We start from the raw sequence: 20,579 nt of genomic DNA on the forward strand, positions 1-20,579 counted from the left end.
GGGAGTGGGTTGTCTGCTGTCCGCCAAGCGCTCATCGCCGACGTTGGGCGCGAGCCTACGCAGAGGTTCCGACGAACGGCAGCACTTAGTGCTTGTCGGTCCGCATGACCTTGGTCCGCAGCACGGACTCGTTGAGGTTGAGCTGACGATCGAGCTCGGACACCGTCGCCGGCTCCGCCTTCACGTCGACGATCGCGTAGATACCCTCGGCGTGCTTGGCGATCTCGTAGGCCAGCCGCCGACGTCCCCAGATGTCGACCTTGTCGACAGAGCCGCCATCCTTGCGGATCACGTTGAGGAACGTCTCGAGCGACGGAGCAACGGTGCGCTCGTCGAGAGTGGGGTCGAGAATGACCATGATTTCGTATGGACGCATGTGGAACCCATCACCTCCTATGGTCGTGTGCGGCCACGGACTGTCCGTGGCAGGAGGGTCGCCTGCGTCGGCAACCGGGCCAGGCTACCCGAACCCGCGCTGATCTGCGAAATCGCCGGCCGAACGGGCTTCGGTTCGGGCGTGTTTGTCGTCGCCCACCGGCGACGGCCACGCCGAAGTCGCCGGAAGTGCCGACGGCCGCGGCTGCAACCAGTCCGGCAGCCAGCGCGGCGGCGCGTCGGGGGCCCGGTCGAACACCCCGCCCGCCGGGTCGTCGTCGACACCGTCGCGGCGCACCAGATCTAGATCGGGACGGTAGATCTGCCGGATCACCAACGCGCACAGCGTGATCACCGCGATGTCACGGAGCAGGACGGTCGCAGTGAACGCCTGCTCGGGCAGGCCCATGTTCTGTTCACCGAACAGGTACAGCATCCGCGGAACCCAGACCAGCATGTCGATGGTCATCCAGGCCAGCAGAATGCGCCGGTGCGGCAACGCCAGCACCGCCAGCGGCACCAGCCAAAGCGAGAACTGCGGGCTCCACACCTTGTTGGTCAGCAGGAACGCCGCCACCACCAGGAACGCCACCTGCGCCACCCGGGGCCGTCGCGCGGCCGTCAGCACCACGTAGCCGATGGCGATGCAGCACGCCGCGAACAGCGCCGCGCTCACCGCGTTCAGCACCATCGGGGGCTCCCAGAACCCGAGGTCGGGGTCGAAGCCGCGCCACCCGGTGAACGACTTGACGACGTTGTAGATCGAGTCCATGTCGTCGCCGCGACGGGTGTTGAGCCGGAAGAACTCCGACCACCCGCGCGGGAACAGCACCATGATCGGCAGGTTCACCGCCAACCACGTCACCACCGCCACCACCGCGGTGCGGGTGACCTCCCGCAGGCGTCCCGTCCGGATCGCCAGCAGGGCCAACGGGATGAGCAGCAGCAGCGGGTAGAGCTTGGCCGCCACCCCGAGTCCGATCAGCACGCCGGCCAGCGCAGGTCTTCGTCGCGCCCACGCCAGCAACGCCCCTGCGGCGAAAGCTGTTGCCAGCGCATCAAAATTCGTGAAGATCTGGAAGATGACGATCGGTGAGGCCGCGACCAACGCGGCGTCCCAGATGCGCCGCGGCCCGGCCAGCATCGCGGTCGCCCACAGCGTCGTCAGCCAGGCCAACGCCAGACCGAACGCCGCGATGTTGAAGAACATCACCACCTCGGCGACGATCGGCACCGACACCAGCTTGGTCAGCGCCGTGTACGTCTTCGCCAGCGACATCGACAGGTACTGGTAGACACCCGTCAGCACCGGATACTCCATGTAGCGCACCGCCGGGCTGCCGTCGTACTGCACGTGGGGTTGGCCTGCGCTGTCGGTCTCCACCCAGCTGGACTTGTAGGGAAACCTGCCCAGGTTCAACAACTCTGCCGTGTACAGCGGCACCGTGTCCGAGTAGCACAGCTGGTAGTAGGCGCGCTGGTTCTCCCAGTTGCCCACCCGCTGATCGGCCGCGCCGGTGCCGGTGGTCTGCAGGCACGCCGCCTTGGTGGAGTAGCCGAGGGCCAGGAACACCAGCGCGATGATCACCATGACGCGCAGCGGGGTCAGGAACCGGGCACGCCCGATCAGCGCGTGCCGGCCGACCGGGCCGCCGATGGTGCCGGACAGCGCGGCGCCGATGGTGTCGGTGCGGCTGGGCAGATCACGGTCGTCGAGGCTTCGCGGGCTGCCCGCCGATTCAGACGCCGGTTCGGTCACGGGGGCGGCGGCGGACCTGGTGGAGGCGGTCCGGGCGGCGGGAGTCCAGGATCCGGTGGTGGTGCGCCCGGAGCGACGGGAACCGGCTCGGGCGCCGGTGGCTCGCCGACCGGAGGCGGTGGAGCGGCCGGCACCGTCGTCGGGGGACCCCACGGGATGGTGATACCGGGGGCGATCTCCAGCGTCGGCTGGATCACCGTCTCCGAGGCCGGCGGCGGGGGCTCGGTCTCCGACGGTGGTGGTGGCGGCGGCGCCTGCGGCACGCCTGCGTAACCGCCGATCTCCTCGGGCTTCGGGAACGACTCGTTGTCGGTGCCGTCGAGCGCGCCGTCCATCGTGGTCTTCCAGATCTGCCCCGGCAGTCCCGACCCGTACACCGAAGAACCCGACGCAGTCACGAGGGGCTTGGTGCCCTCGGTGGTGCCGACCCACACCGCGGTCGACAGCGACGGGGTGAAGCCGACCATCCAGGCGTCGCGGTTGGCACCGGTGTCGCCGAGTTGGTTGGTGCCGGTCTTGGCGGCCGACGGACGTCCGCCCGCGAGCGATCTGCCGGAATACCCGGCGATGGGCTGCATGGCAGAGGTGACGTTGTCGGCCACATCTTTGTCGATGCGCTGCTCGCCGGTGTTGTCCTCCTGGCTGGCGTCGAACAGCACGTCGCCCTCGGCGTTGACGACCCTCTGCACGAAGTGCGGTTTGTGGTAGACGCCGGAGGCGGCCAGCGTGGCGTACGCCGATGCCATGTCGATCACCCGGGACTGATACTGGCCCAGCACGATCCCGTTGTTCGGCGGGCCGCCCTGGCCGTCCTCGGACAGCGTGTGCTCCACCCCGGGGAAGCTCTCGGCGATGCCGGCCTGGTGTGCGGCGTCGGCGACGTCCTGCGGTCCGTTGTCGAGTTGCAGCATCAACCGGTAGTAGCTGGTGTTGAGGGACCGCTTCAACGCCTCGGCGATGTTGCAGGTACCGCAGCCGCCGCCCTCGACGTTGCTGATCTCGATGCCGTTGACGGTGACCGGCGAACTGTCGACCTGGTAGCCCAGGCCCATGCCTTGCTGCAGGGCGGCGACCAACGCGAACACTTTGAACGACGAACCCGTGGGCAGGCCGGCCTGCGCGAAGTCGAAGCCGGTGGCGTCCGATCCGCCGTAGTAGGCCTTGACGCCGCCGGTCCTGGGATCGATGGACACCACTGCCGACCGCATGTCGGGGTCCTGGCCTTCCAGGTACTCCTCGACCGCGTCCACCGCGGCGGCCTGCGCCTGGGGGTCGATCGTCGTGGTGATCTGCAGCCCCTCGGTGTTCAGCGTCTGCTCGTTGATGCTGAAGATCTCGAGCAGTTCGTCGATCACCTGGCGTTCGATCAGACCGTTGGGCCCGGTGGTCTGGTTCTGCATGCTCGCCAGGTCCGGCGGGATCGTCGGGGGATACACCTGCGCGTCGCGGTCGGTCTGCGATAGCGCGCCGATCTCCACCATCCCGTCCAGCACCCAGTTCCACCGCACCGCCGACGCCTCCGGATCCACCGCGGGATCCAGTACCGACGGCCGTTGGATCAGGGCCGCGAGCAGCGCTCCCTCGGCGACATCGAGTTGCTCGACCGGCTTGTCGAAGTAAGCCCGCGACGCGGCCGCCACCCCGTAGGCCCCGCGACCGAAGTAGATGATGTTCAGATACGACTCCAGCACCTGGTCTTTGGACCACGCGCCGGCCATCTTGGTTGAGATCACCAGTTCCTTGGCTTTGCGGACCAACCCGCCCACCCCGGAGCGGGCGTCACCCACGAGTGCGTTCTTGACGTACTGCTGGGTGATCGTCGATCCGCCCTGCAGATCCTCACCGAAGATGTTGTTTTTCGCCGCGCGCAGGAAGCCGGTGAGGGAGAAGCCCGGGTTGGAGTAGAAGTCCCGGTCCTCGGCGGCCATCACCGCGTCGCGCACGTGCACCGGGATCTGGTCGATGTTGACGTCGATCCGGTTGCCCTCGGGCGGAACGATCTTCGACAGTTCGCTGCCGTCGCTGGCCAGGATCGTCGACACCTGCGCGGTGCGGATGTCCCCGGGCTTGGGGACGTCGACGATCATGTAGGCCATCCCGAAGGTGAGCAACGGCAGCACGATCAGCACGACCACCGCGGCGGCCAGACCGCGTCGCAACCACTTCCAGTTCACCTCACGGCGGTGCCCGGGCGGCTGGCCCTCCCCGCCTCCGGTCGGTCCTCCTCCACCGGGCGGGCGGCCCGGCGGCGGTGGCGGTGCCTGCTTGGGCGGGGAGCCGTCGAGCGCACGCTTGACGGCGTCGATCGGGTCACGCAGGTGCGCCGGAGTGCCCTCCCGCACCGGGGGCAGGATCGCGGTCTGCCGGTCGTCGGGGGCGCCGCGGTGCGGACGGCGCGGCGGACCGCCGTCTCGCTGCGGGGGTCTGGCGCTCACGCCCTCAGCCCTCTGCGCCCTCCGGGCGTCGTCGGCTGACCGGTCGTGGCGCCCTTCGCTATTCACTGGCCGTGCGCGCACGACCGCGCGCCGTCTGAGTTCCTCGCGGTCCGCGCGAGCCCTTCGGTGGGGGCACTTCGCCGAGCTTGTACGACTTGACCAGATGATTCCAGCTGCAGGTGCGGCACACCTCCACCACGTGGACGGAGAACTCGTCGTAACGGGTTGCCAGCATCACCAGCTCCTCTGCGGTGCGCGCCGAACCGGAGACCGCCCCCAGGTGCTCGCCGAACACCCACGACACCAAGGTCAGCTGTTCCTTCCGGCAGATCGGGCAGATCACCGAGCTGGGCTTGCCGTGGAACTTCGCGGCCCGGAGCAGATACGGATTGGCGTCGCAGACCTCCGTGACGCCGGTGCGTCCCGAATAGACCTCGGCCAGCAGCGACCGCCGTCGCAGGGCGTAGTCCACCACCTGTCGCTGCAGTCGCACGAGGACCAGAGTACGTCGGCGCTGCGACCACCGACGCGTGATGTGCCTCCCGGGAGCGCCTCGAACGCGTTGGTCGACGGTCAGGATCGCGTCTGGCCTGCACTGTCGCCGGGTGAACTCTTACGATCATCGGCGTGGCTCCCGGCAGCTCGACGAGGCGGACGTCGTCAACACGCGCCAAAGACAGCGACCGCAACGACACCTGCCAGATCCTCGACACCGCGCTGGCGGAGGGCCAGCTGTCGATGGCCGAGCACGGCGAGCGGGTTAAGGCCGCGACCACCGCCGCCACGCTGGGCGAACTCCAGCACCTGGTCGCTGACCTGCAGACCGCCGCCTCGCCGGTGCAGCTGCTCGACCTCAGCAGCCGCCGCCTGCCCTCGACGTCCGACGGCTGGGGATTGCGTGCCGCGGCCGCCGGGGTGCTGGTGGTGCTCGGGGTAGCCATCGGTTGGGGGTTGTACGGCAACACCCCGTCACCGCTGAACTTCACCTCCGACCCCGGCGCCAAGTCGGACGGCATCCCCGCCACGGTGCTGACCCCGCCTCGCCAGCTGCATTCGCTGGGCGGACTCAACGGCCTCTTCGAGCAGATGACGCAGAAGTGGGGCGACACCTTGGGGTACTCACTGACCGTCTACCCGGACTACGCCTCACTGGAGCGTCCCGATCCGAGCGACGACCGGCGGGTGTTGCGCTACGTCTACCGCGGCGGCTGGGGGGACCCCCAGTCCTCGGCGAAAGACGACGCCGACGTGCTCGTCGACCTGGCCGCGTTCGATGTGCCGGCGATCGTGGGCATCATGCGCGGAGCACCGGAGACGCTCGGTATCAACGCCGACGACGTCGACAACGTCTACCTGTCGATCGATCCGAGCAGTGACGGGACGGCACCTCCCGGGACCGTCGACCTCTCCGTCTACGTGTCCAGTGAGTTCGGCAGCGGCTACCTCGAGATGAATCCCGACGGGAGCCTCAAACAGGTCCGCTATCCGAGTAACTGAGTGCCGGTCGTTCGCTGCACCCGTGACACCGATGTAGCGGTGAATATATCGGCGCGATACACTTTCCCAACGTGTTGAGCTGTCGTAGCGACGGCCCGGTTGTGCGAGGAGGTGGCCCGAATGCTCGAACTCGCCGTTTTGGGTCTGCTGCTCGAATCCCCCATGCACGGCTATGAGCTGCGGAAACGCTTGACGGGCCTGCTCGGCGCGTTCCGGGCGTTTTCCTACGGGTCGCTCTATCCGGCGCTCCGGCGGATGCAGGCCGACGGCCTGATCGCCGAGGACCCAGCCCCTGAGGGCACCGTCAAGGTCCGTCGGGCCCGCCGTGTCTACCAGCTGACCGACGCCGGCAAGCAACGCTTCACCGAGTTGGTGGCCGATACCGGCCCGCAGAACTTCTCCGACGACGGTTTCGGGGTCCACCTCGCGTTCTTCAACCGCACTCCCGCCGAGGCGCGGATGAGGATTCTCGAGGGGCGCCGCCGTCAGGTGGAGGAACGCCGAGAGGGCCTGCGGGAAGCAGTCGCACGGGCAAGCAATTCGTTCGACCGGTACACCCGCCAGCTCCACCAGCTCGGGCTGGAGTCCAGCGAGCGGGAAGTCAACTGGCTCAACGACTTGATCGCGGCGGAGAAGTCGGCGCAGGGACACGCTGAACAAACCTGAGCACGTCGGCAAGCACAGCAGTGAGCAGTACCAAACAGCAGTCGGAGTAGGACAAGAGGAGAAAACGTCATGACCGCAAGCAATGACGTCCGGGTCGCGATCGTCGGCGTGGGCAACTGCGCGTCCTCGCTCGTGCAGGGCGTGCAGTACTACAAGGACGCAGATGAGAACGCCAGCGTTCCCGGCCTGATGCACGTCAAGCTCGGCCAGTACCACGTGCGCGACGTGAAGTTCGTCGCCGCGTTCGACGTGGACGCCAAGAAGGTCGGCTTCGACCTGTCCGAGGCCATCTTCGCCTCCGAGAACAACACCATCAAGATCGCCGACGTGCCGCCGACCGACGTCGTGGTGCAGCGCGGCCCGACACTCGACGGGATCGGCAAGTACTACGCCGAGACCATCGAGATCTCCGACGCCGAGCCGACCGACGTCGTCAAGGCACTCAAGGACGCCGAGGTCGACGTCCTGGTCTCCTACCTACCGGTGGGCTCCGAAGAGGCTGACAAGTTCTACGCCCAGTGCGCCATCGACGCCGGTGTGGCGTTCGTCAATGCGCTGCCGGTGTTCATCGCCTCGGACCCGGTGTGGGCGAAGAAGTTCGAAGATGCCGGCGTGCCGATCGTCGGTGACGACATCAAGAGCCAGGTCGGCGCCACCATCACCCACCGCGTGATGGCCAAGCTGTTCGAGGACCGCGGCGTGCAGCTCGACCGCACCATGCAGCTCAACGTCGGCGGCAACATGGACTTCCTCAACATGCTGGAGCGGTCGCGGCTGGAGTCCAAGAAGATCTCCAAGACCCAGGCCGTCACCTCGAACCTGCAGCGCGAGTTCAACACCAAGGACGTGCACATCGGCCCGTCCGATCACGTCGGCTGGCTCGACGACCGCAAGTGGGCCTACGTCCGGCTCGAGGGCCGCGCCTTCGGCGACGTGCCGCTGAACCTGGAGTACAAGCTCGAGGTATGGGACTCCCCCAACTCCGCCGGGGTGATCATCGACGCCGTCCGTGCCGCGAAGATCGCCAAGGACCGCGGCGTCGGTGGCCCCGTCGTCGCCGCGTCGGCCTACCTGATGAAGAGCCCCCCGCAGCAGCTTGCCGACGACGTCGCGCGCACGCAGCTGGAGAACTTCATCGAAGGCAAGTAGCCGTTTCCGCCGGAACTGTATTCCAGCACAGCATCTTTCGAGATTCTCAGGCTGGAATACAGTTCCGGCGACAATCGGGAACCCTGGTTTGGGTTCTGACACTCAAAGATCCGGCATCAGGATCGTGGTCAGCATCCGGCGGGTTCGCCGCGGCGAGCGCGTGTTCGCCATCCGGGCAGTGAGCGACTCGGTGATCTCCCGTCGGAGGTCGTCGAGTTCGTCGTCGCTCAGCCACAACGCCACTTGGCTGTAGCTGACACCGTCGCTCAGCACGTCGACCTCGGGTCCGTCGAGGTAGCGGTCGAAATCGGCCAGCAGGGTCGCCACAAAAACTGTGAATGCCTGCCGGTGCTCCTCTACCGACATGGCGCGAAGCGCCTCCGGCGTGACGACAGCATTGGGAAAGTCGAGCGCGTATCGCCGTTCGACGGCCCCGCGGATCCGCGTCTCGCCGGTCACCGTCAGCACCCCGCCGGCCGAGAGCTTTGCGACGTGTCGATACAGGGTCGCGACCGGAATATCACCGAGGCGAGCGGTGAGCTCTCCCGTCGTGAGCTCACTGCCATCAAGCAGGGCCTGGACAATCCGGATTCGGACCGGGTGCAACAGCAGGTCAGCCGACGACATCAGACAAGTATGCCCCTCTGCTATCATTATCAATATCGATAACATTAGGAAGGGATCGGGTTCTGATGGCCGAGATTCGCCGCGCCGACGGCTACCTGCACGTCGTCCTGACACCACTGGAGAAGGTCGCTGCGCTACACGGAGACCTTCGGGTGCCGTTGGCGTCGGTGACGTCGGTGACGTCGGTGGGCGTCACCGACCGCCCATTGGATGACGTGAAGGGTTTTCGCGCACCGGGACTGCACATTCCCGGCCGCACCAAGATCGGCACATGGCGCCGCGCGGGCCGGCGAACCTTCGCCGTCGCTCGGACGCGGCAACCCGCACTCCGGATCGAGCTGACCGGTGAGCGCTACGACGCATTGGTCGTCAGCGTCGCCGACACGGCATCGGTAGCCGAGGAGATCCGTACCACGCAATCGGGCCTTTAGGACACGCGGTCACTTTCAGCCGGAACTGTATTCCAGCACAGCATCTTTCGAGATTCTCCTGCTGGAATACCGTTCCGGCGAAGACCTAGAAGCCGAAGCCGAGCTCAGCCGGGACGTCGGTGGCGAATGCCGCATCCAGCGCAGCCACCACAGCGGAGTCGCGACAGCGCAACCGTTCCGCTCTCGCGAACGCCGCAGCCCGGTGCGCACCCAGGTACAGGCTGCCGAGCACCGACAGATCCAGATGCGCGTCGGCGGCGGCGTCGGTGGGCACACATCGGGCCCGGCCGCCGCTGACATCCAGCGCGAACCTGCCGCCCCCGCCGAGCACCCCATCGGACACGTCGAGCACCACCGACAGGTCTGCTGAATAACTGCGTGCCTGCAGCACCGCGGGGATGTCGAGCATCCGCAACCACAGAGCGTCGTCGACACCCGTGGTGCGCACCAGTCGGTGATCGGTCAGCAGGTACGGCAGCACGTCGCCGTGAGTGGCCCCGACGTTGACCGTCGCCATCAGGTCCATCCCGAGAAGGGCACGCCACAGCGCGATGTGCGCCTGCGGGGTCACCGCGGTGAGCTTGGTGATCTCCACGGTGCTCTTCTCCTCGCCGCTGTGCACGCGGTACAGGGCGAAGCCGTCGGCGTGCAGCAGACAGAAGTACGCGCTGCCACCGCCCCGAAAGGCCTCGCGGTCGGCCAGCACCTCATCCCACAGGGCACGCGGGCTGTGTAGACCGCCGGGGGTCTGCAGCCGCCACCGCTCGTAGATCTCCTCGAGATGGTCACCGTGCTCTGCTGCGCGGACGACGCGCACACCGCCGGGGTCAGGCACGTCCCGGTGGAAAACGGCGGCGCGCCGGTCGATGGACCGCCGGTGCAGCACCGTCGCCGGCCCGTAGCCGAACCGGCCGTAGATGCCGGCCTCGCTGGCCTCCAGCCCGGCCAGCGGATACGGCTTCGCCGCCATGCGGACATGCAACTCCTCGAACATCTTTCGCAGTGCCCCGCGCCTGCGATGAGTAGGCAGCACCGCCACCCAGGAGACCCCGGCCATCGGCAGCAGTGCCCCGCCCGGCACCGTCACCTGCAGGTCCAGGAACAGCGCCATCCCGACGACGTCAGGACCGTCGCATACGACGACGGCGCTGTCCGGCGGCATCATGCTGCGCCACACGTCGACGGCCTCCGGTGGTTGCCATACGCCGAAACACGTTGCGCCGACCAGCGCCATCGCCGGCCAGTCCGCCTCCCCTGCGCTACGGACGGTCAATTCTGTCGGGGTCTGTGAGGTGTGCGAGGTGTCAGCCACGATCCAGACGGTGGCACAGAGGTGCGCAAATTGCACCTGAGTATCCCCGGTAGGGTCGCACCATGGACGATGCCGACGACGAGCTGGCCAGCCTCTCAGAGTTCATCTTTCTCAAGGAGAACGCCCGCCAGGCCGAGGTCACCGGTCCGCTGCCGAGCGCGACGCGGGTCGACTCCGGCCCGGTGAGCGCGCTGAAGTTCGGCGACGATACCCCGCGCGTGGTGTTCCTGCATGGTGGCGGCCAGAACGCCCACACCTGGGACACCGTCATCATCGGCCTCGGCCTGCCCGCGTTGTCGGTGGACCTCCCGGGGCACGGCCGCTCGGCCTGGCGTGAGGACGGCGACTACGGACCCCACCTCAACGCGGTCGCCGTCGAACCGGTGATCCGGGAGTTGGCACCAGACGCCGAGCTCGTCGTGGGCATGTCGCTGGGCGGGCTGACCGCGCTGCGGCTGGCCGTCTCCGCACCCGAGCTGGTACGCAAGCTCGTCCTCGTCGACGTCACCCCGTCGGCGCCGGAGCGGCACAGCGAGATGACCGACGCCCAGAAGGGCACCGTGGCCCTGGTCCAGGGCGACCGTACGTTCCCGACCTTCGACGCGATGCTCGAGGTGACAGTTGCCGCCGCACCGCACCGTGATCGGGAATCCTTGCGGCGCGGCGTTTTCCACAACGCCAAGCGTCTCGACGACGGCACCTGGACCTGGCGTTACGACACGATCCGCAAAGGCGAGGGCTTCGAGGGCCTGTGGGACGACGTCCCGAATCTCAGCACTCCCACCACGCTGATCCGCGGCGCCAACTCGTTCTTCGTCAACGACGACGACGCGCGCGAGTTCGCCCGCATCGCACCCGGTTTCCAAGGCGTGCACATCGTCGAGGACTCGGGGCATTCGGTGCAGAGTGACCAGCCGCGCGCGCTGGTGAAGTTGCTGCGTGCTGTGCTCGCCGGCTGAGCGTCTCAGCGCCTGGCGGATGGTGTCTTTCGCGGCCGCAGCCCGATGAACAGGAGACCGACGAAAGCGGCCGCATAAGGCGGCGATTGCGGCATGACGACGTTGTAGCCGAGATCCTTGAGGATGCCGAGCTCGATCGCACTCAACACCCGGACACCCAGACCGGTATCAGTCGCCGAGTTCATCAGCTTCTGGTCGTCGTCGGTGAAGGTGAAGTCATCGAGGTGACTCATCGAGCTGCCCCCCGACCAGGGATCGGGCGTGAACAGCGGAATGAGGCCGCCATAGGCGGCGATGGCGTTGGCGCCCCCGAAGAACAGCCCACCGTCGTCCCCGATCAACTTGGGGTCGTCGGAGCTCCTCCACCGGTAGAAGGCGCCGATCGGCCTGGTGCCCTTCTCGGTCACGAGGAACCTGTCGAAGTACGCCCATCTGCGTTCGGTGTTCTCACCGGGCGCATCCGTGTAAGACAGGAACCCGAACGAATGCAGGAGTTCGTGGATGGCGGTCGAGACGAAGTCATACTCGTCGCTTCCGACGTCCTCACCGAGGCCCCAGGCCGTACTCGCCCAGTTCCAGTCGATTTCGCCGTCGGCTTTCGCGCCGTTGGAATCGACGCCTGTCAACAGCTTGTTCTGCACCACCGTCCGCCAGTAGCCCGCTGCTGTGCTGACCAACCCGCTTGCCGCGCTGGCGAGAACGTTGTCCCGGTCGTCCAAGCCGACGGTGTAGGTCAGCGTCACCGGAGCCGTGACGAGGAAATACTGCGTCATCTGATCGGCCACCTCTTGAAGGGCCAGCTGGCGCTCTGGCGTCCAGCCCGTTCCGTCGTCGGTGAACGTGAAGTCGAAATTGATGGCGCGCTGGTTGATCAGCGAGTTCGCGCGCGTCCCGATCGGCCGGAACAGATCAAGCAGGTTGATGTGCAGGCCCGCGTCGATGGCGACGACCCGAAAGGTGTCGACGCCGTTGAAGTCCGAATCCGGTGTGTAGGTGTAGGTGCCATCCTGGTTCAGCACGAGCGAACCCGTCCTGGGCGCTCTGGTCAGTCGGTAGCGGATCTCGTCGCCCTCGGCGTCGACCGCACCCACCGTGCCGGTGATGGGGCCGGTGAGTCGGCCGCTGATCTGGATGGGTGCGACTGTGGGCGCCTGATTGAAGAACGCACGCCGGAGAGCAAGGAACGACGCTTCCAGTTCGGCCTTCCTGTCGTCGTCGACGTCCAGTGAGTCGATCCACGCCTGGTTCCTGGCGGTCCAGTCGCTCATGATCTTGGCGACGGTCTCGTCCCAGGTGCGCCGCGGCGCCAGCCACGGGGGCGCCGGAACCGGTTCGGCCGCCGTCGTGGTCATCGACGCGGTCGAACCCGTGAGCTCCGTCGACTGAACCGTCTGCAGCGGGCGGGTGCTGTCACTGACAGCGTCCTTCCGGTCGACCTCGGGATCGCCGGCGTCGTCTGCGGATTCATCTGCGCGGGTGGCAGATTCGATCTCGTCGGGATCGGCGTCGGCGTCGTCGGTCACCGCCTCCCGGGCGGCGTCATCAGCGGCGGCGTCATCAGCGGCGGCGTCCTCCGCGGCGGCGTCCTCCGCGGCGCCTTCCTCCGCGGCGGCGCCTTCCGCTGCGCCGGTGTCCTCGGAGTCGGCGTCGCGGGCGGCGGTGCCGCCACTCGCTGACCCGTCCCCGCCCGCGGCCGACCGCTTCTCTGTCCCCGAGGACACTCCGGCATCCGAACTGGACTCACTCGAGGAGGCGGACTCGGTGCTTTCGGCGCCCGCAAGCCCGACTTGTGGGCCGACCACCGACAGGCCCCACAGCGCCGCGCCCATACCCGCCGAGGCCACGCCGACCTGCAGCCAGCGTCTGACCGCGAACCCCTCAGCCCGACGTCCGCGCTGAGCAGTCTTCCCCACCAATGCAGCCACTATTAACCCCCTCGTAAATCCCCACGGTTCCAGCAGGGTACCGGGGCCCGGTGGCTCGCCGAGCAAATTTGCTGAGACGCCGCAGGACCAATTTGACGGGTCAGATCATGTTCACCTGTTGGTCGCCTTGTGCTCGCCGAGCTGCCGTAACTTTCCGCTGGTCCTGGCCGACAGCCCCCGGCCGGAATCGCCCGTGGAAGGAACCGGATCGTCATGGCGCTTGTGCCGCTCAACCTGTTCGTCAGCCACAACGGAAAGTCCAAGCGACAGCACATCACCTGCGTGTACAAGTGCGGTGACGCCTGCTCGAAGCCGGCGCCCAACCGCAGCGACAACGAGTACTTCGGCGACATCGCCAAGGCGGTGTCGAGGCGGTCGATGCTGCAGGTCGGTGGTGTCGCCGTGCTGGCCGTCGGCGCGGGATCGGTACTGGCCGCCTGTTCGTCGGACACCCAACCGGCCGCCACGTCGACATCGTCAGCCGCACCCGCAGAACCTCCGGCAGGCATGAACTTCACATCGGTCGCCCCCAACAGCGAGGACGCGGTGCTGGTTCCCGACGGCTACGAGCAGTCCGTGGTGATCGGGTGGGGAGATCCGGTGCTGCCCGACGCACCGGAGTTCGACGTCGCGGCGCAGACGGCGGCCGCGCAACGGCAGCAGTTCGGCTTCAACAACGACTTCGCGGCCCTGCTGCCTATTGACGGAGCGCAGGACCGCTTCCTACTGGTGGTCAGCCACGAGTACACCACCGAGCAGTTCATGTTCCCCGGATACGACCCCGACGCCCCCACCCGCGAACAGTTCGACATCGCGATGGCAGCACACGGGCTCAGCGTGGTCGAGGTCGAGCGCACCGCGGAGGGTCTCAAGCCGGTGATGGGGCGCTACAACCGGAGAATCACCGGCGACGCGCCGTTCACCCTGGTCGGTCCCGCCGCCGGCAGCGACTTCGTCAAGACCGCGGCCGACCCGGCGGGCCGCTCGGTGGCAGGCACCCTGAACAACTGCGCGGGTGGCGTGACCCCCTGGGGCACGGTGCTTTCCGGCGAGGAGAACTTCAACCAGTACTTCGGGGTTCCCGACGGGACGCCGGAAGCGCCCCCCACTGTCGCTGACCAGATGGATCGCTACGGCATCGCCTGGGAGCCAAGCGAACGCCTCTGGGAGAGCTTCGATCCCCGCTTCGACCTCGCCGCGACACCCAACGAACCCAACCGGTTCGGCTACGTCGTCGAGATCAACCCCTGGGATCCCGCGTCGACGCCGGTCAAGCACTCCGCGATGGGCCGCTTCAAGCACGAGGGTGCAGGGATCTTCGTCACCGACGACGGCACCGTGGTCGCCTACATGGGCGACGATGAGCGCTTCGACTACATGTACAAGTTCGTGTCGAGCAAGAAGATGCAGCCGGGGCGCGACCCCGCTGCGATGGCACACAACATGACGATCCTCGACGAGGGCACCCTGTACGTGGCCAAACTCTCGAGCGACATCCCTGCAAGCGAGATCGACGGCTCGGGCAAGCTGCCGGCGTCCGGATCGTTCACCGGCACCGGAACCTGGATTCCGCTGTTGCGCAGCGACCCCGACGGCCAGGCCGAATCGTTGGTCGACGGGATCACTCCGCAGGAGGCAGCGGTCTTCACGCGTTTCGCCGCCGACAAAGCCGGTGCGACGAAGATGGACCGCCCCGAGGACTTCGAAGCCAACCCGACGACCGGCAAGGTCTACCTCGCGCTCACCAACAACAGCAAGCGTGGCACATCCGGCGAGGCGCCGGCCGATGCCGCCAACCCGCGCAACGACAACAAAAGCGGACAGGTCCTCGAGATCACCGACGACAATGCGGGCACCAGCTTCAGGTGGGATCTGCTGCTGGTCTGCGGTGACCCCGAGTCCGCGGACACCTACTACGGCGGCTTCGACAAGACGCAGGTCAGCCCCATCTCCTGCCCCGACAACCTGGCCTTCGACAGCCACGGCAACCTGTGGATCTCCACCGACGGGAACGCCCTGGACTCCAACGACGGACTCTTCGCCGTCGCGCTCGAAGGCGCGAACCGTGGAGAGACCAAGCAATTCCTGACGGTGCCGATCGGTGCGGAGACGTGCGGGCCGATCATCACCGATGACCTGGTGACGGTCTGCGTGCAGCATCCGGGTGAAAACGACGACAGCAGCATCGACAACCCGGTCTCGCGGTGGCCCGAAGGTGGCAACGGCACGGCGCGGCCGGCCGTGGTCGCGGTGTGGAAGAACGACGGTCAGATTGGCGTCTGAGCGCTTGCGCGAAGACGAACAGCTGCAGTGAGGTTTGTGGCTACCTTGACACCATGACGACCTCTACCCGCCGCATCCGGATCGGCGTTCAACTGCAACCTCAGCACGCACCTGTGTACAGCCACCTGCGCGACGCGGTGCGCCGCTGCGAGGACATGGGAGTGGACATCGCGTTCAACTGGGACCACTTCTTCCCGCTGTACGGCGACCCGGACGGCGCACACTACGAATGCTGGACGATGCTGGGCGCCTGGGCCGAGCAGACATCACGCATCGAGATCGGCGCGCTGGTCACCTGCAACTCCTACCGCAACCCACAACTGCTGGCCGACATGGCCCGCACCGTCGACCACATCTCCGACGGCAGGCTCATCCTCGGTATCGGATCCGGTTGGAAGCAGAAGGATTACGACGAATACGGGTATGAGTTCGGCACCGCCGGCAGCCGCCTCGACGACCTCGCCTCAGCGCTGCCGCGCATCGAGTCCCGGCTGGCCAAGCTCAACCCGCAGCCGGTGCGCGACATCCCGATCCTGATCGGCGGCCAGGGTGAGAAGAAGACGCTGCGAATGGTCGCCGAGCACGCCCACATCTGGCACGGCTTCACCGATGCGTCCACCTACCCGGGCAAAGCCGAGGTCCTCGACCGTCACTGCGCCGACATCGGCCGCGACCCCGGGACGATCGAACGGTCCTCGGGCGTGCCGGAGGGCAGCGTGGACGCCGCGCTCGCCGGTGCCGGGTCGCTCGTCGACCTCGGCGTCACGCTGCTGACGGTCGGGGTCAACGGACCCGACTACGACCTGACCGTGGCACACGCGCTGTGCCGCTGGCGGGACGAGCGTCTCGCCGACGCCGGCTGAACCTTCCGAACCGCTCCGCCGGAGGCAGCGGCCGTGAGACACTGGCGCCGCCATGCCCAAGAAGTATGGGGTCAAAGAGAAGGACCTCGTGGTCTCTCACGTGGTCAATCTCGTCCTGACCGGGAAGCTGCGGTCTGGAGATCGGTTGGACCGCAACGAGATCGCGCATGAACTCGGACTGAGCCGGGTGCCGGTGCAGGAAGCGGTGATCCAGCTCGAGCACGACGGGATCCTGTCGACCCGCTATCACCGTGGTGCGTTCGTCGAACGGTTCGACGAATCCACGGTCCGCGAGCACCACGAGCTCTACGGACTGCTGAGCGGGACTGCGTCGGCACGGGCGGCCGCGGCGACGGACCCCCTGATCGTCGCCGAACTCGACAGTGTGCTCACGCTGATGCGCAACGGCAAGGACTCCCGGCAGTTCGACGCGCAGGCGCGTCGGTTCCGCGCGGTCGTCAACGCCGAGTACGCGGGACCGCGGCTGCAGGCGGCGATCGACTCGTCGCAGACGTTGATCCCTCCCACCTTCTGGGCCGGCTATCTCGAACACCACGACGCGCTGCTGCCGTCCTACGAAGCCGAACTCGCCGCGATCCGCGCCGCCGAGCCGGAATCGGCGCGGGCGGCGTGCATGCAGCGCTCGGAGGTGATGGCCGGGATCCTGCTCTCGGAGTTGGTTCGCCGCGGCGTATTGTGTCCCTCACGATCGGATTGACCGCTCGGCGCGACTGCGCCGAGGGTTGCCGGCAAGTTTCTGCCGCCATAACTGTCGTCCACGCAACTTGACAGCCTCAGACAGGTTAGACTGGCTGAATTATGGGGACCGAACCGCAGGTCAGCGAGCTTGCAGGCGAACTGCAGCGCGTGCTCTCGAAGGTGCTGTCCGTTCTCCGTCACACCGGCCGAACCTCGACCTCCGGCGACCTCACGCTGGCGCAGCTGTCCATCCTGCTGACGTTGCTGGACCAGGGCCCGATCCGGATGACCGACCTGGCTGCCCACGAGCGGGTCCGCACCCCCACCACCACGGTGGCGATCCGCAGGCTCGAGAAGCTGGGGCTGGTCAAGCGCTCGCGTGATCCATCCGATCTGCGGGCAGTTCTGGTGGACATCACCCCGGAGGGGTTGGCGCAGCACCGGGATTCGTTGGCCTCCAGGCAAGCTCATCTCGCGGCCCTGCTCAGCAAGCTCAGCGAAGAGGAGCTCGACGCGCTGGCCAAGGCGCTCGCCCCGCTGGAGCGGATCGCCGAATAGCGTTCAGCCCAACCAGTCCAGCACCGCGGCCGCGGTCCAGGACTGTTGCATGCTGCCCAGCGGTTCCCCGGTGAACGGCTCGTAGTATTCGGCGAAGGTCCCGTCACTGGCCTGGCGGAGGCCCTCACGGCGCAGGATCGACGAGCGCTCCGCCCAGCCCCTCCTGGCGAAGCACCAGGAGAACAGCCAGGTCATCACCGGCCATACCGGCCCGCGCCAATACTCACGCGGCCGGAAGTCGCGCGACACCGGCGACGTCGACGGGATCAACGCGTAGGCGAGGTCGGGGTGTCCGCAGAACCGTGGCCCCTCCAGCAACCGCAGCAGCGCCCGCTCGCGGTCATGCGGCAGGCCCCCGCACAGCAGCGGCGCGAACTGCGCGACTGTCTCGGTGGCGATCCACTGTCCCGCGCGGACGTCGTAATCCTTTGCCGCACCGGTGCGTTCGTCGGTGGTCGCGATGACACCGGCGCGGAACCGATCGGCCCACGCGTAGAGGTCCTTCACATCGCTGTGCGGCCGCTTGTGGTCCTCGCCGATCTCGGCGAGCACCTGGCAGGCGACCGACAGGATCGCCGAGACGAACACGTCCTCCACCGCGAAGCTCACTGCCTTGGAAAGCAACTCGTCGTCGTAGCGCGCTGCCTTCATTTCCTCGACGAGCCACAGGTACCGGTCGTACTCCACGTCGCTGGGCCGCTGGCTGGCGTCGGTGTTGATCTTGTTGTCCTCGCGCTGGTACTCGGGGACCTCGCCGGGGGCCACGTTGGCGTAGGCGCTGTCCCACCGCGGCGAGTTGTCCATCCCGGACTCCCAGCCGTGGTACACCGTGACCCGGCCGTTGCCGTTCTGGTCCCGGCACTCGGCCAGCCAGCGATGCCACCGCACCAGATCATCCCAGCGCCGGTCCAGAAACGACTCGGCGACCGCGCGGGTCGACCGGCCGCGGGTGCGGGCGTGGTCGAGGATGCGTTGCACCGCGATGGCATGCACCGGCGGTTGCGTGATGCCCGACGTGTGGCGGGTCCGCGGCGCGTCCGTCGACAGCGCCGAGCACGCCCACCGGGCCGGGCCCGGGAAGTAACCGTCCACACCGTTGGCGAACACGATGTGCGGGATCATGCCGTTGCGCCACTGTGCCGAGAGCAGTGTGTCCAGTTCGACCACCGCCCGTTCCACCGACAGCGGGGCCAACCCGATCGACACGAAGGCCGCGTCCCAGCTCCACATGTGCGGGTAGAGCAACGGTGCAGCGGTGGTCATCGCACCGAGGTCGTTACCGCGCAGCAGGTACGCAGCGCGGGCCGCCAGTTGCGTCGGGGCGAAGCTCGGATCGTGGGGCATCGCTTCAATAATGCGACCTTCGCGTCCGAAGTGCAGGATCGGTAGTGTTCGGGTGTGCCGACCGCCATGATCACCGGAGCCTCCGGAGGCCTCGGATCCGCTCTCGCCGATGCCCTGGCCCCGACGCACACCCTGCTGCTGGCGGGCCGTCCGTCGCCGCGGCTGGACGCCGTCGCCGGGCGTTACGGAGCCACCACCTGGCCGATCGACCTGGCCGATCCGGACGCCATCGCCGCGGTCGTCGAACCCCTGGTGGAACTCGACGTGCTGATCCACAATGCCGGCGTCGCCTACCCGGGTCGGGTGGCGGAGTCCTCGATCGACGAGTGGCGTTCCACGATGGCCGTCAATGTCGTTGGCGCGGTTGCGCTCACCCTCGAACTGCTGCCGGCGCTGCGCAGCGCGGCCGGGCATGTCGTGTTCATCAACTCCGGCTCCGGGATCAAGCCGTCGCCCGGCCTGGCGTCGTATTCGGCGAGCAAGTTCGCGCTGCGGGGGTTCGCCGACTCGCTGCGCAACGATGAACCGTCGCTGCGCGTGACGTCGGTGCATCCCGGGCGGATCGCGACCGCGATGCAGGAGGACCTGGTGGCGTACGAGGGCCGCGACTACGACCCCACGCAGTTCCTGAGCGCCGGGACCGTGGCGCGGGTGACCGCCGACGCGATCAACGCCCCCCGTGATGCCCACATCCACGAGGTCATCGTCAGGCCCCGCTAGTGATTTCGGCGTGTTTCGTCAACGCCGGCGTGACCGATCACGCCCGAATCGCCGCGCGGATGGTCGCCAGCACCCTCTCTGGATACTCGGCCAGATCGAGCCAGGTGAACCGCAGCACCTGAAAACCGAGGAGCGCGATGTCGTTCTGCCGCCGGCGGTCGGTCTGGAAGCTTTCCTGGTCGACGTGGAACGCCCACCCGTCCACTTCGATCACGACCTTTGCCTTTACGAACAGCACGTCGGCCTTGTATCGGCCGACCCGCCGATTCGTCCGCCACCCGGTCAGCCCAGCGCCCTTCAACAGCGTCACAAGGAGTCGCTCAGCCGCCGAATGCGCGCCGTCGGACGCTTCCTGCAGCAACCTCCTGGCCGCCGGCGCGCCGTATCGACCCTTGTTCCGCAGCTGAGCGGCCCATAGTTGGCGCAGTTCGGCATCCTGCTGCAACGCCCTGTCCATGACGCTACGCCCGCCTCGCCCGCGCACCGCGGCCTCGATCGCAGTGAGTGGCAGGGCCGTGACACGCAGGCCCCGAACCGCCTCGATGTCCGCCGGTGCCAGATCGCGGCGACGCACCCGCGCCCCGGACCGCGCGCGACCGCTCGAGTTGCGAGGAACAGTCACTTCGACGACGGCCGGGGCGAACCTCGCCAGGCCCTGCCACCACGCCGCGGCCAGGCCACTTGCCGTCGCGTGAGCGCCGAACGCCCAGACCGCGGCGCGGATGCGGGCGGCATCGGTGAACGGCCGGTCGTCGACGAAATACACGCCCCTTGAGCACTGCCGCCACAACCCTGCATGAACGCGCCGGTTGATCGACTGCCGGCTCAGTCCCACCGAGCGGGCCTGCGCAAGCGTGATGACCCCGTCATGACGACGCAGATACTCGTTCAACACACATGTGCTGACGCGCTACTGCGCTGATCGGTTCCATCACGGCCGATCCGGGCGCAGTTGGTCAACCGGAGCGTGACGACAT

The 20,579-nt window shown here is 67.4% G+C and carries 19 protein-coding genes; 10 read left to right on the forward strand and 9 right to left on the reverse strand.

The genetic code is table 11. The features are described from left to right. Nucleotides 1-85 precede the first annotated feature (85 nt). The 4 genes from rpsF to BEMPMBAN_RS11360 all read right to left on the reverse strand — a co-directional run bounded on the left by rpsF (nt 86) and on the right by BEMPMBAN_RS11360 (nt 5,062). Nucleotides 86-376, reverse strand: coding sequence for a 30S ribosomal protein S6 (gene rpsF / locus BEMPMBAN_RS11345; protein WP_003931678.1), 291 nt, complete (start codon nt 374-376; stop codon nt 86-88). Between the two features lie 84 nt (nt 377-460). Beyond that, complete coding sequence (locus tag BEMPMBAN_RS11350; RefSeq protein WP_234897414.1) at nt 461-2,134, reverse strand: glycosyltransferase family 87 protein; 1,674 nt, start codon at nt 2,132-2,134, stop codon at nt 461-463. Next, nucleotides 2,131-4,635: a transglycosylase domain-containing protein gene (locus BEMPMBAN_RS11355; RefSeq protein WP_200845945.1), complete on the reverse strand. Its 2,505-nt coding sequence runs from the start codon at nt 4,633-4,635 to the stop codon at nt 2,131-2,133. The genes BEMPMBAN_RS11350 and BEMPMBAN_RS11355 overlap by 4 nt, the downstream gene beginning before the upstream one ends. Next, nucleotides 4,628-5,062 carry a DUF5318 family protein gene (locus BEMPMBAN_RS11360; protein WP_159230488.1) on the reverse strand — a complete coding sequence of 145 codons (435 nt, stop codon included), beginning with the start codon at nt 5,060-5,062 and terminating at the stop codon, nt 4,628-4,630. Before BEMPMBAN_RS11360 ends, BEMPMBAN_RS11355 begins: the two co-directional genes overlap by 8 nt. Before the next feature lie 134 nt (nt 5,063-5,196). On the opposite strand from BEMPMBAN_RS11360, the gene BEMPMBAN_RS11365 reads away from it, so the two are divergent. From BEMPMBAN_RS11365 to BEMPMBAN_RS11375, 3 genes are all read left to right on the forward strand, one after another. After that, the gene (locus tag BEMPMBAN_RS11365; protein WP_159230489.1) at nt 5,197-6,066 is read left to right on the forward strand and encodes a DUF1707 SHOCT-like domain-containing protein; all 870 of its coding nucleotides are present in this window, start codon (nt 5,197-5,199) and stop codon (nt 6,064-6,066) included. A 120-nt stretch (nt 6,067-6,186) separates the two neighbouring features. Next, complete coding sequence (locus BEMPMBAN_RS11370) at nt 6,187-6,732, forward strand: PadR family transcriptional regulator (protein WP_159230490.1); 546 nt, start codon at nt 6,187-6,189, stop codon at nt 6,730-6,732. A gap of 69 nt (nt 6,733-6,801) precedes the next feature. Further along, nucleotides 6,802-7,881, forward strand: a complete 1,080-nt coding sequence (locus BEMPMBAN_RS11375; protein WP_159230491.1) for an inositol-3-phosphate synthase — start codon at nt 6,802-6,804, stop codon at nt 7,879-7,881. Between the two features lie 102 nt (nt 7,882-7,983). On the opposite strand, the gene BEMPMBAN_RS11380 is transcribed toward BEMPMBAN_RS11375, so the two are convergent. Continuing rightward, on the reverse strand, nt 7,984-8,508 hold the full coding sequence (locus BEMPMBAN_RS11380; RefSeq protein ID WP_159230492.1) for a helix-turn-helix domain-containing protein: 525 nt from the start codon (nt 8,506-8,508) through the stop codon (nt 7,984-7,986). 65 nt (nt 8,509-8,573) lie between these two features. Between BEMPMBAN_RS11380 and BEMPMBAN_RS11385 the strand changes: the two genes are divergently transcribed. Continuing rightward, nucleotides 8,574-8,939 (forward strand): hypothetical protein, encoded by a 366-nt coding sequence (locus BEMPMBAN_RS11385; RefSeq protein ID WP_159230493.1) that lies wholly within the window; start codon nt 8,574-8,576, stop codon nt 8,937-8,939. An 85-nt stretch (nt 8,940-9,024) separates the two neighbouring features. On the opposite strand, the gene BEMPMBAN_RS11390 is transcribed toward BEMPMBAN_RS11385, so the two are convergent. Next, a complete protein-coding gene (locus BEMPMBAN_RS11390) occupies nt 9,025-10,251 on the reverse strand; it encodes an enhanced intracellular survival protein Eis (protein WP_272952235.1) in 1,227 nt (408 codons plus the stop codon). Nucleotides 10,252-10,313: 62 nt separating this feature from the next. On the opposite strand from BEMPMBAN_RS11390, the gene BEMPMBAN_RS11395 reads away from it, so the two are divergent. Beyond that, complete coding sequence (locus BEMPMBAN_RS11395) at nt 10,314-11,210, forward strand: Rv0045c family esterase (protein ID WP_159230494.1); 897 nt, start codon at nt 10,314-10,316, stop codon at nt 11,208-11,210. A 5-nt stretch (nt 11,211-11,215) separates the two neighbouring features. Here the strand turns inward: BEMPMBAN_RS11395 and BEMPMBAN_RS11400 are convergent, their stop codons facing one another. Next, nucleotides 11,216-13,123 carry a cadherin-like domain-containing protein gene (locus BEMPMBAN_RS11400; protein ID WP_234897415.1) on the reverse strand — a complete coding sequence of 636 codons (1,908 nt, stop codon included), beginning with the start codon at nt 13,121-13,123 and terminating at the stop codon, nt 11,216-11,218. Nucleotides 13,124-13,348: 225 nt separating this feature from the next. Here BEMPMBAN_RS11400 and BEMPMBAN_RS11405 point away from each other — a divergent pair, with 225 nt between their 5' ends. From BEMPMBAN_RS11405 to BEMPMBAN_RS11420, 4 genes are all read left to right on the forward strand, one after another. Next, nucleotides 13,349-15,418 (forward strand): PhoX family protein, encoded by a 2,070-nt coding sequence (locus BEMPMBAN_RS11405; RefSeq protein ID WP_159230495.1) that lies wholly within the window; start codon nt 13,349-13,351, stop codon nt 15,416-15,418. Nucleotides 15,419-15,471: 53 nt separating this feature from the next. Then, on the forward strand, nt 15,472-16,281 hold the full coding sequence (locus BEMPMBAN_RS11410; RefSeq protein WP_159230496.1) for an LLM class F420-dependent oxidoreductase: 810 nt from the start codon (nt 15,472-15,474) through the stop codon (nt 16,279-16,281). Nucleotides 16,282-16,333: 52 nt separating this feature from the next. Continuing rightward, entirely contained in the window at nt 16,334-16,999 is a 666-nt protein-coding gene (locus BEMPMBAN_RS11415) for a GntR family transcriptional regulator (protein ID WP_159230497.1), read from the forward strand. Between the two features lie 101 nt (nt 17,000-17,100). Beyond that, complete coding sequence (locus BEMPMBAN_RS11420) at nt 17,101-17,538, forward strand: MarR family winged helix-turn-helix transcriptional regulator (RefSeq protein ID WP_159230498.1); 438 nt, start codon at nt 17,101-17,103, stop codon at nt 17,536-17,538. Nucleotides 17,539-17,541: 3 nt separating this feature from the next. On the opposite strand, the gene ggh is transcribed toward BEMPMBAN_RS11420, so the two are convergent. After that, nucleotides 17,542-18,882 (reverse strand): glucosylglycerate hydrolase, encoded by a 1,341-nt coding sequence (gene ggh, locus BEMPMBAN_RS11425; RefSeq protein ID WP_159230499.1) that lies wholly within the window; start codon nt 18,880-18,882, stop codon nt 17,542-17,544. 54 nt (nt 18,883-18,936) lie between these two features. Here ggh and BEMPMBAN_RS11430 point away from each other — a divergent pair, with 54 nt between their 5' ends. Beyond that, complete coding sequence (locus BEMPMBAN_RS11430; protein ID WP_159230500.1) at nt 18,937-19,602, forward strand: SDR family oxidoreductase; 666 nt, start codon at nt 18,937-18,939, stop codon at nt 19,600-19,602. A gap of 37 nt (nt 19,603-19,639) precedes the next feature. Here BEMPMBAN_RS11430 and BEMPMBAN_RS11435 read toward each other — a convergent pair whose 3' ends face one another. Next, nucleotides 19,640-20,497, reverse strand: coding sequence for a DUF559 domain-containing protein (locus tag BEMPMBAN_RS11435; RefSeq protein WP_159230501.1), 858 nt, complete (start codon nt 20,495-20,497; stop codon nt 19,640-19,642). Between the last annotated feature and the right edge of the window lie 82 nt (nt 20,498-20,579).

Source organism: Mycolicibacterium austroafricanum (assembly GCF_902705885.1).
Taxonomy (GTDB): domain Bacteria; phylum Actinomycetota; class Actinomycetes; order Mycobacteriales; family Mycobacteriaceae; genus Mycobacterium; species Mycobacterium vanbaalenii_A.

Excerpts from the sequence above, each read along its gene's own strand:
- BEMPMBAN_RS11375 (WP_159230491.1), top strand. The coding sequence starts at position 6,802 with ATGACCGCAAGCAATGACGTCCGGGTCGCGATCGTCGGCGTGGGCAAC.
- BEMPMBAN_RS11415 (WP_159230497.1), top strand. The coding sequence starts at position 16,334 with ATGCCCAAGAAGTATGGGGTCAAAGAGAAGGACCTCGTGGTCTCTCAC.
- ggh (WP_159230499.1), bottom strand. The coding sequence starts at position 18,882 with ATGCCCCACGATCCGAGCTTCGCCCCGACGCAACTGGCGGCCCGCGCT.
- BEMPMBAN_RS11410 (WP_159230496.1), top strand. The coding sequence starts at position 15,472 with ATGACGACCTCTACCCGCCGCATCCGGATCGGCGTTCAACTGCAACCT.
- BEMPMBAN_RS11370 (WP_159230490.1), top strand. The coding sequence starts at position 6,187 with ATGCTCGAACTCGCCGTTTTGGGTCTGCTGCTCGAATCCCCCATGCAC.
- BEMPMBAN_RS11420 (WP_159230498.1), top strand. The coding sequence starts at position 17,101 with ATGGGGACCGAACCGCAGGTCAGCGAGCTTGCAGGCGAACTGCAGCGC.
- BEMPMBAN_RS11385 (WP_159230493.1), top strand. The coding sequence starts at position 8,574 with ATGGCCGAGATTCGCCGCGCCGACGGCTACCTGCACGTCGTCCTGACA.
- BEMPMBAN_RS11395 (WP_159230494.1), top strand. The coding sequence starts at position 10,314 with ATGGACGATGCCGACGACGAGCTGGCCAGCCTCTCAGAGTTCATCTTT.
- BEMPMBAN_RS11380 (WP_159230492.1), bottom strand. The coding sequence starts at position 8,508 with ATGTCGTCGGCTGACCTGCTGTTGCACCCGGTCCGAATCCGGATTGTC.
- rpsF (WP_003931678.1), bottom strand. The coding sequence starts at position 376 with ATGCGTCCATACGAAATCATGGTCATTCTCGACCCCACTCTCGACGAG.
- BEMPMBAN_RS11405 (WP_159230495.1), top strand. The coding sequence starts at position 13,349 with ATGGCGCTTGTGCCGCTCAACCTGTTCGTCAGCCACAACGGAAAGTCC.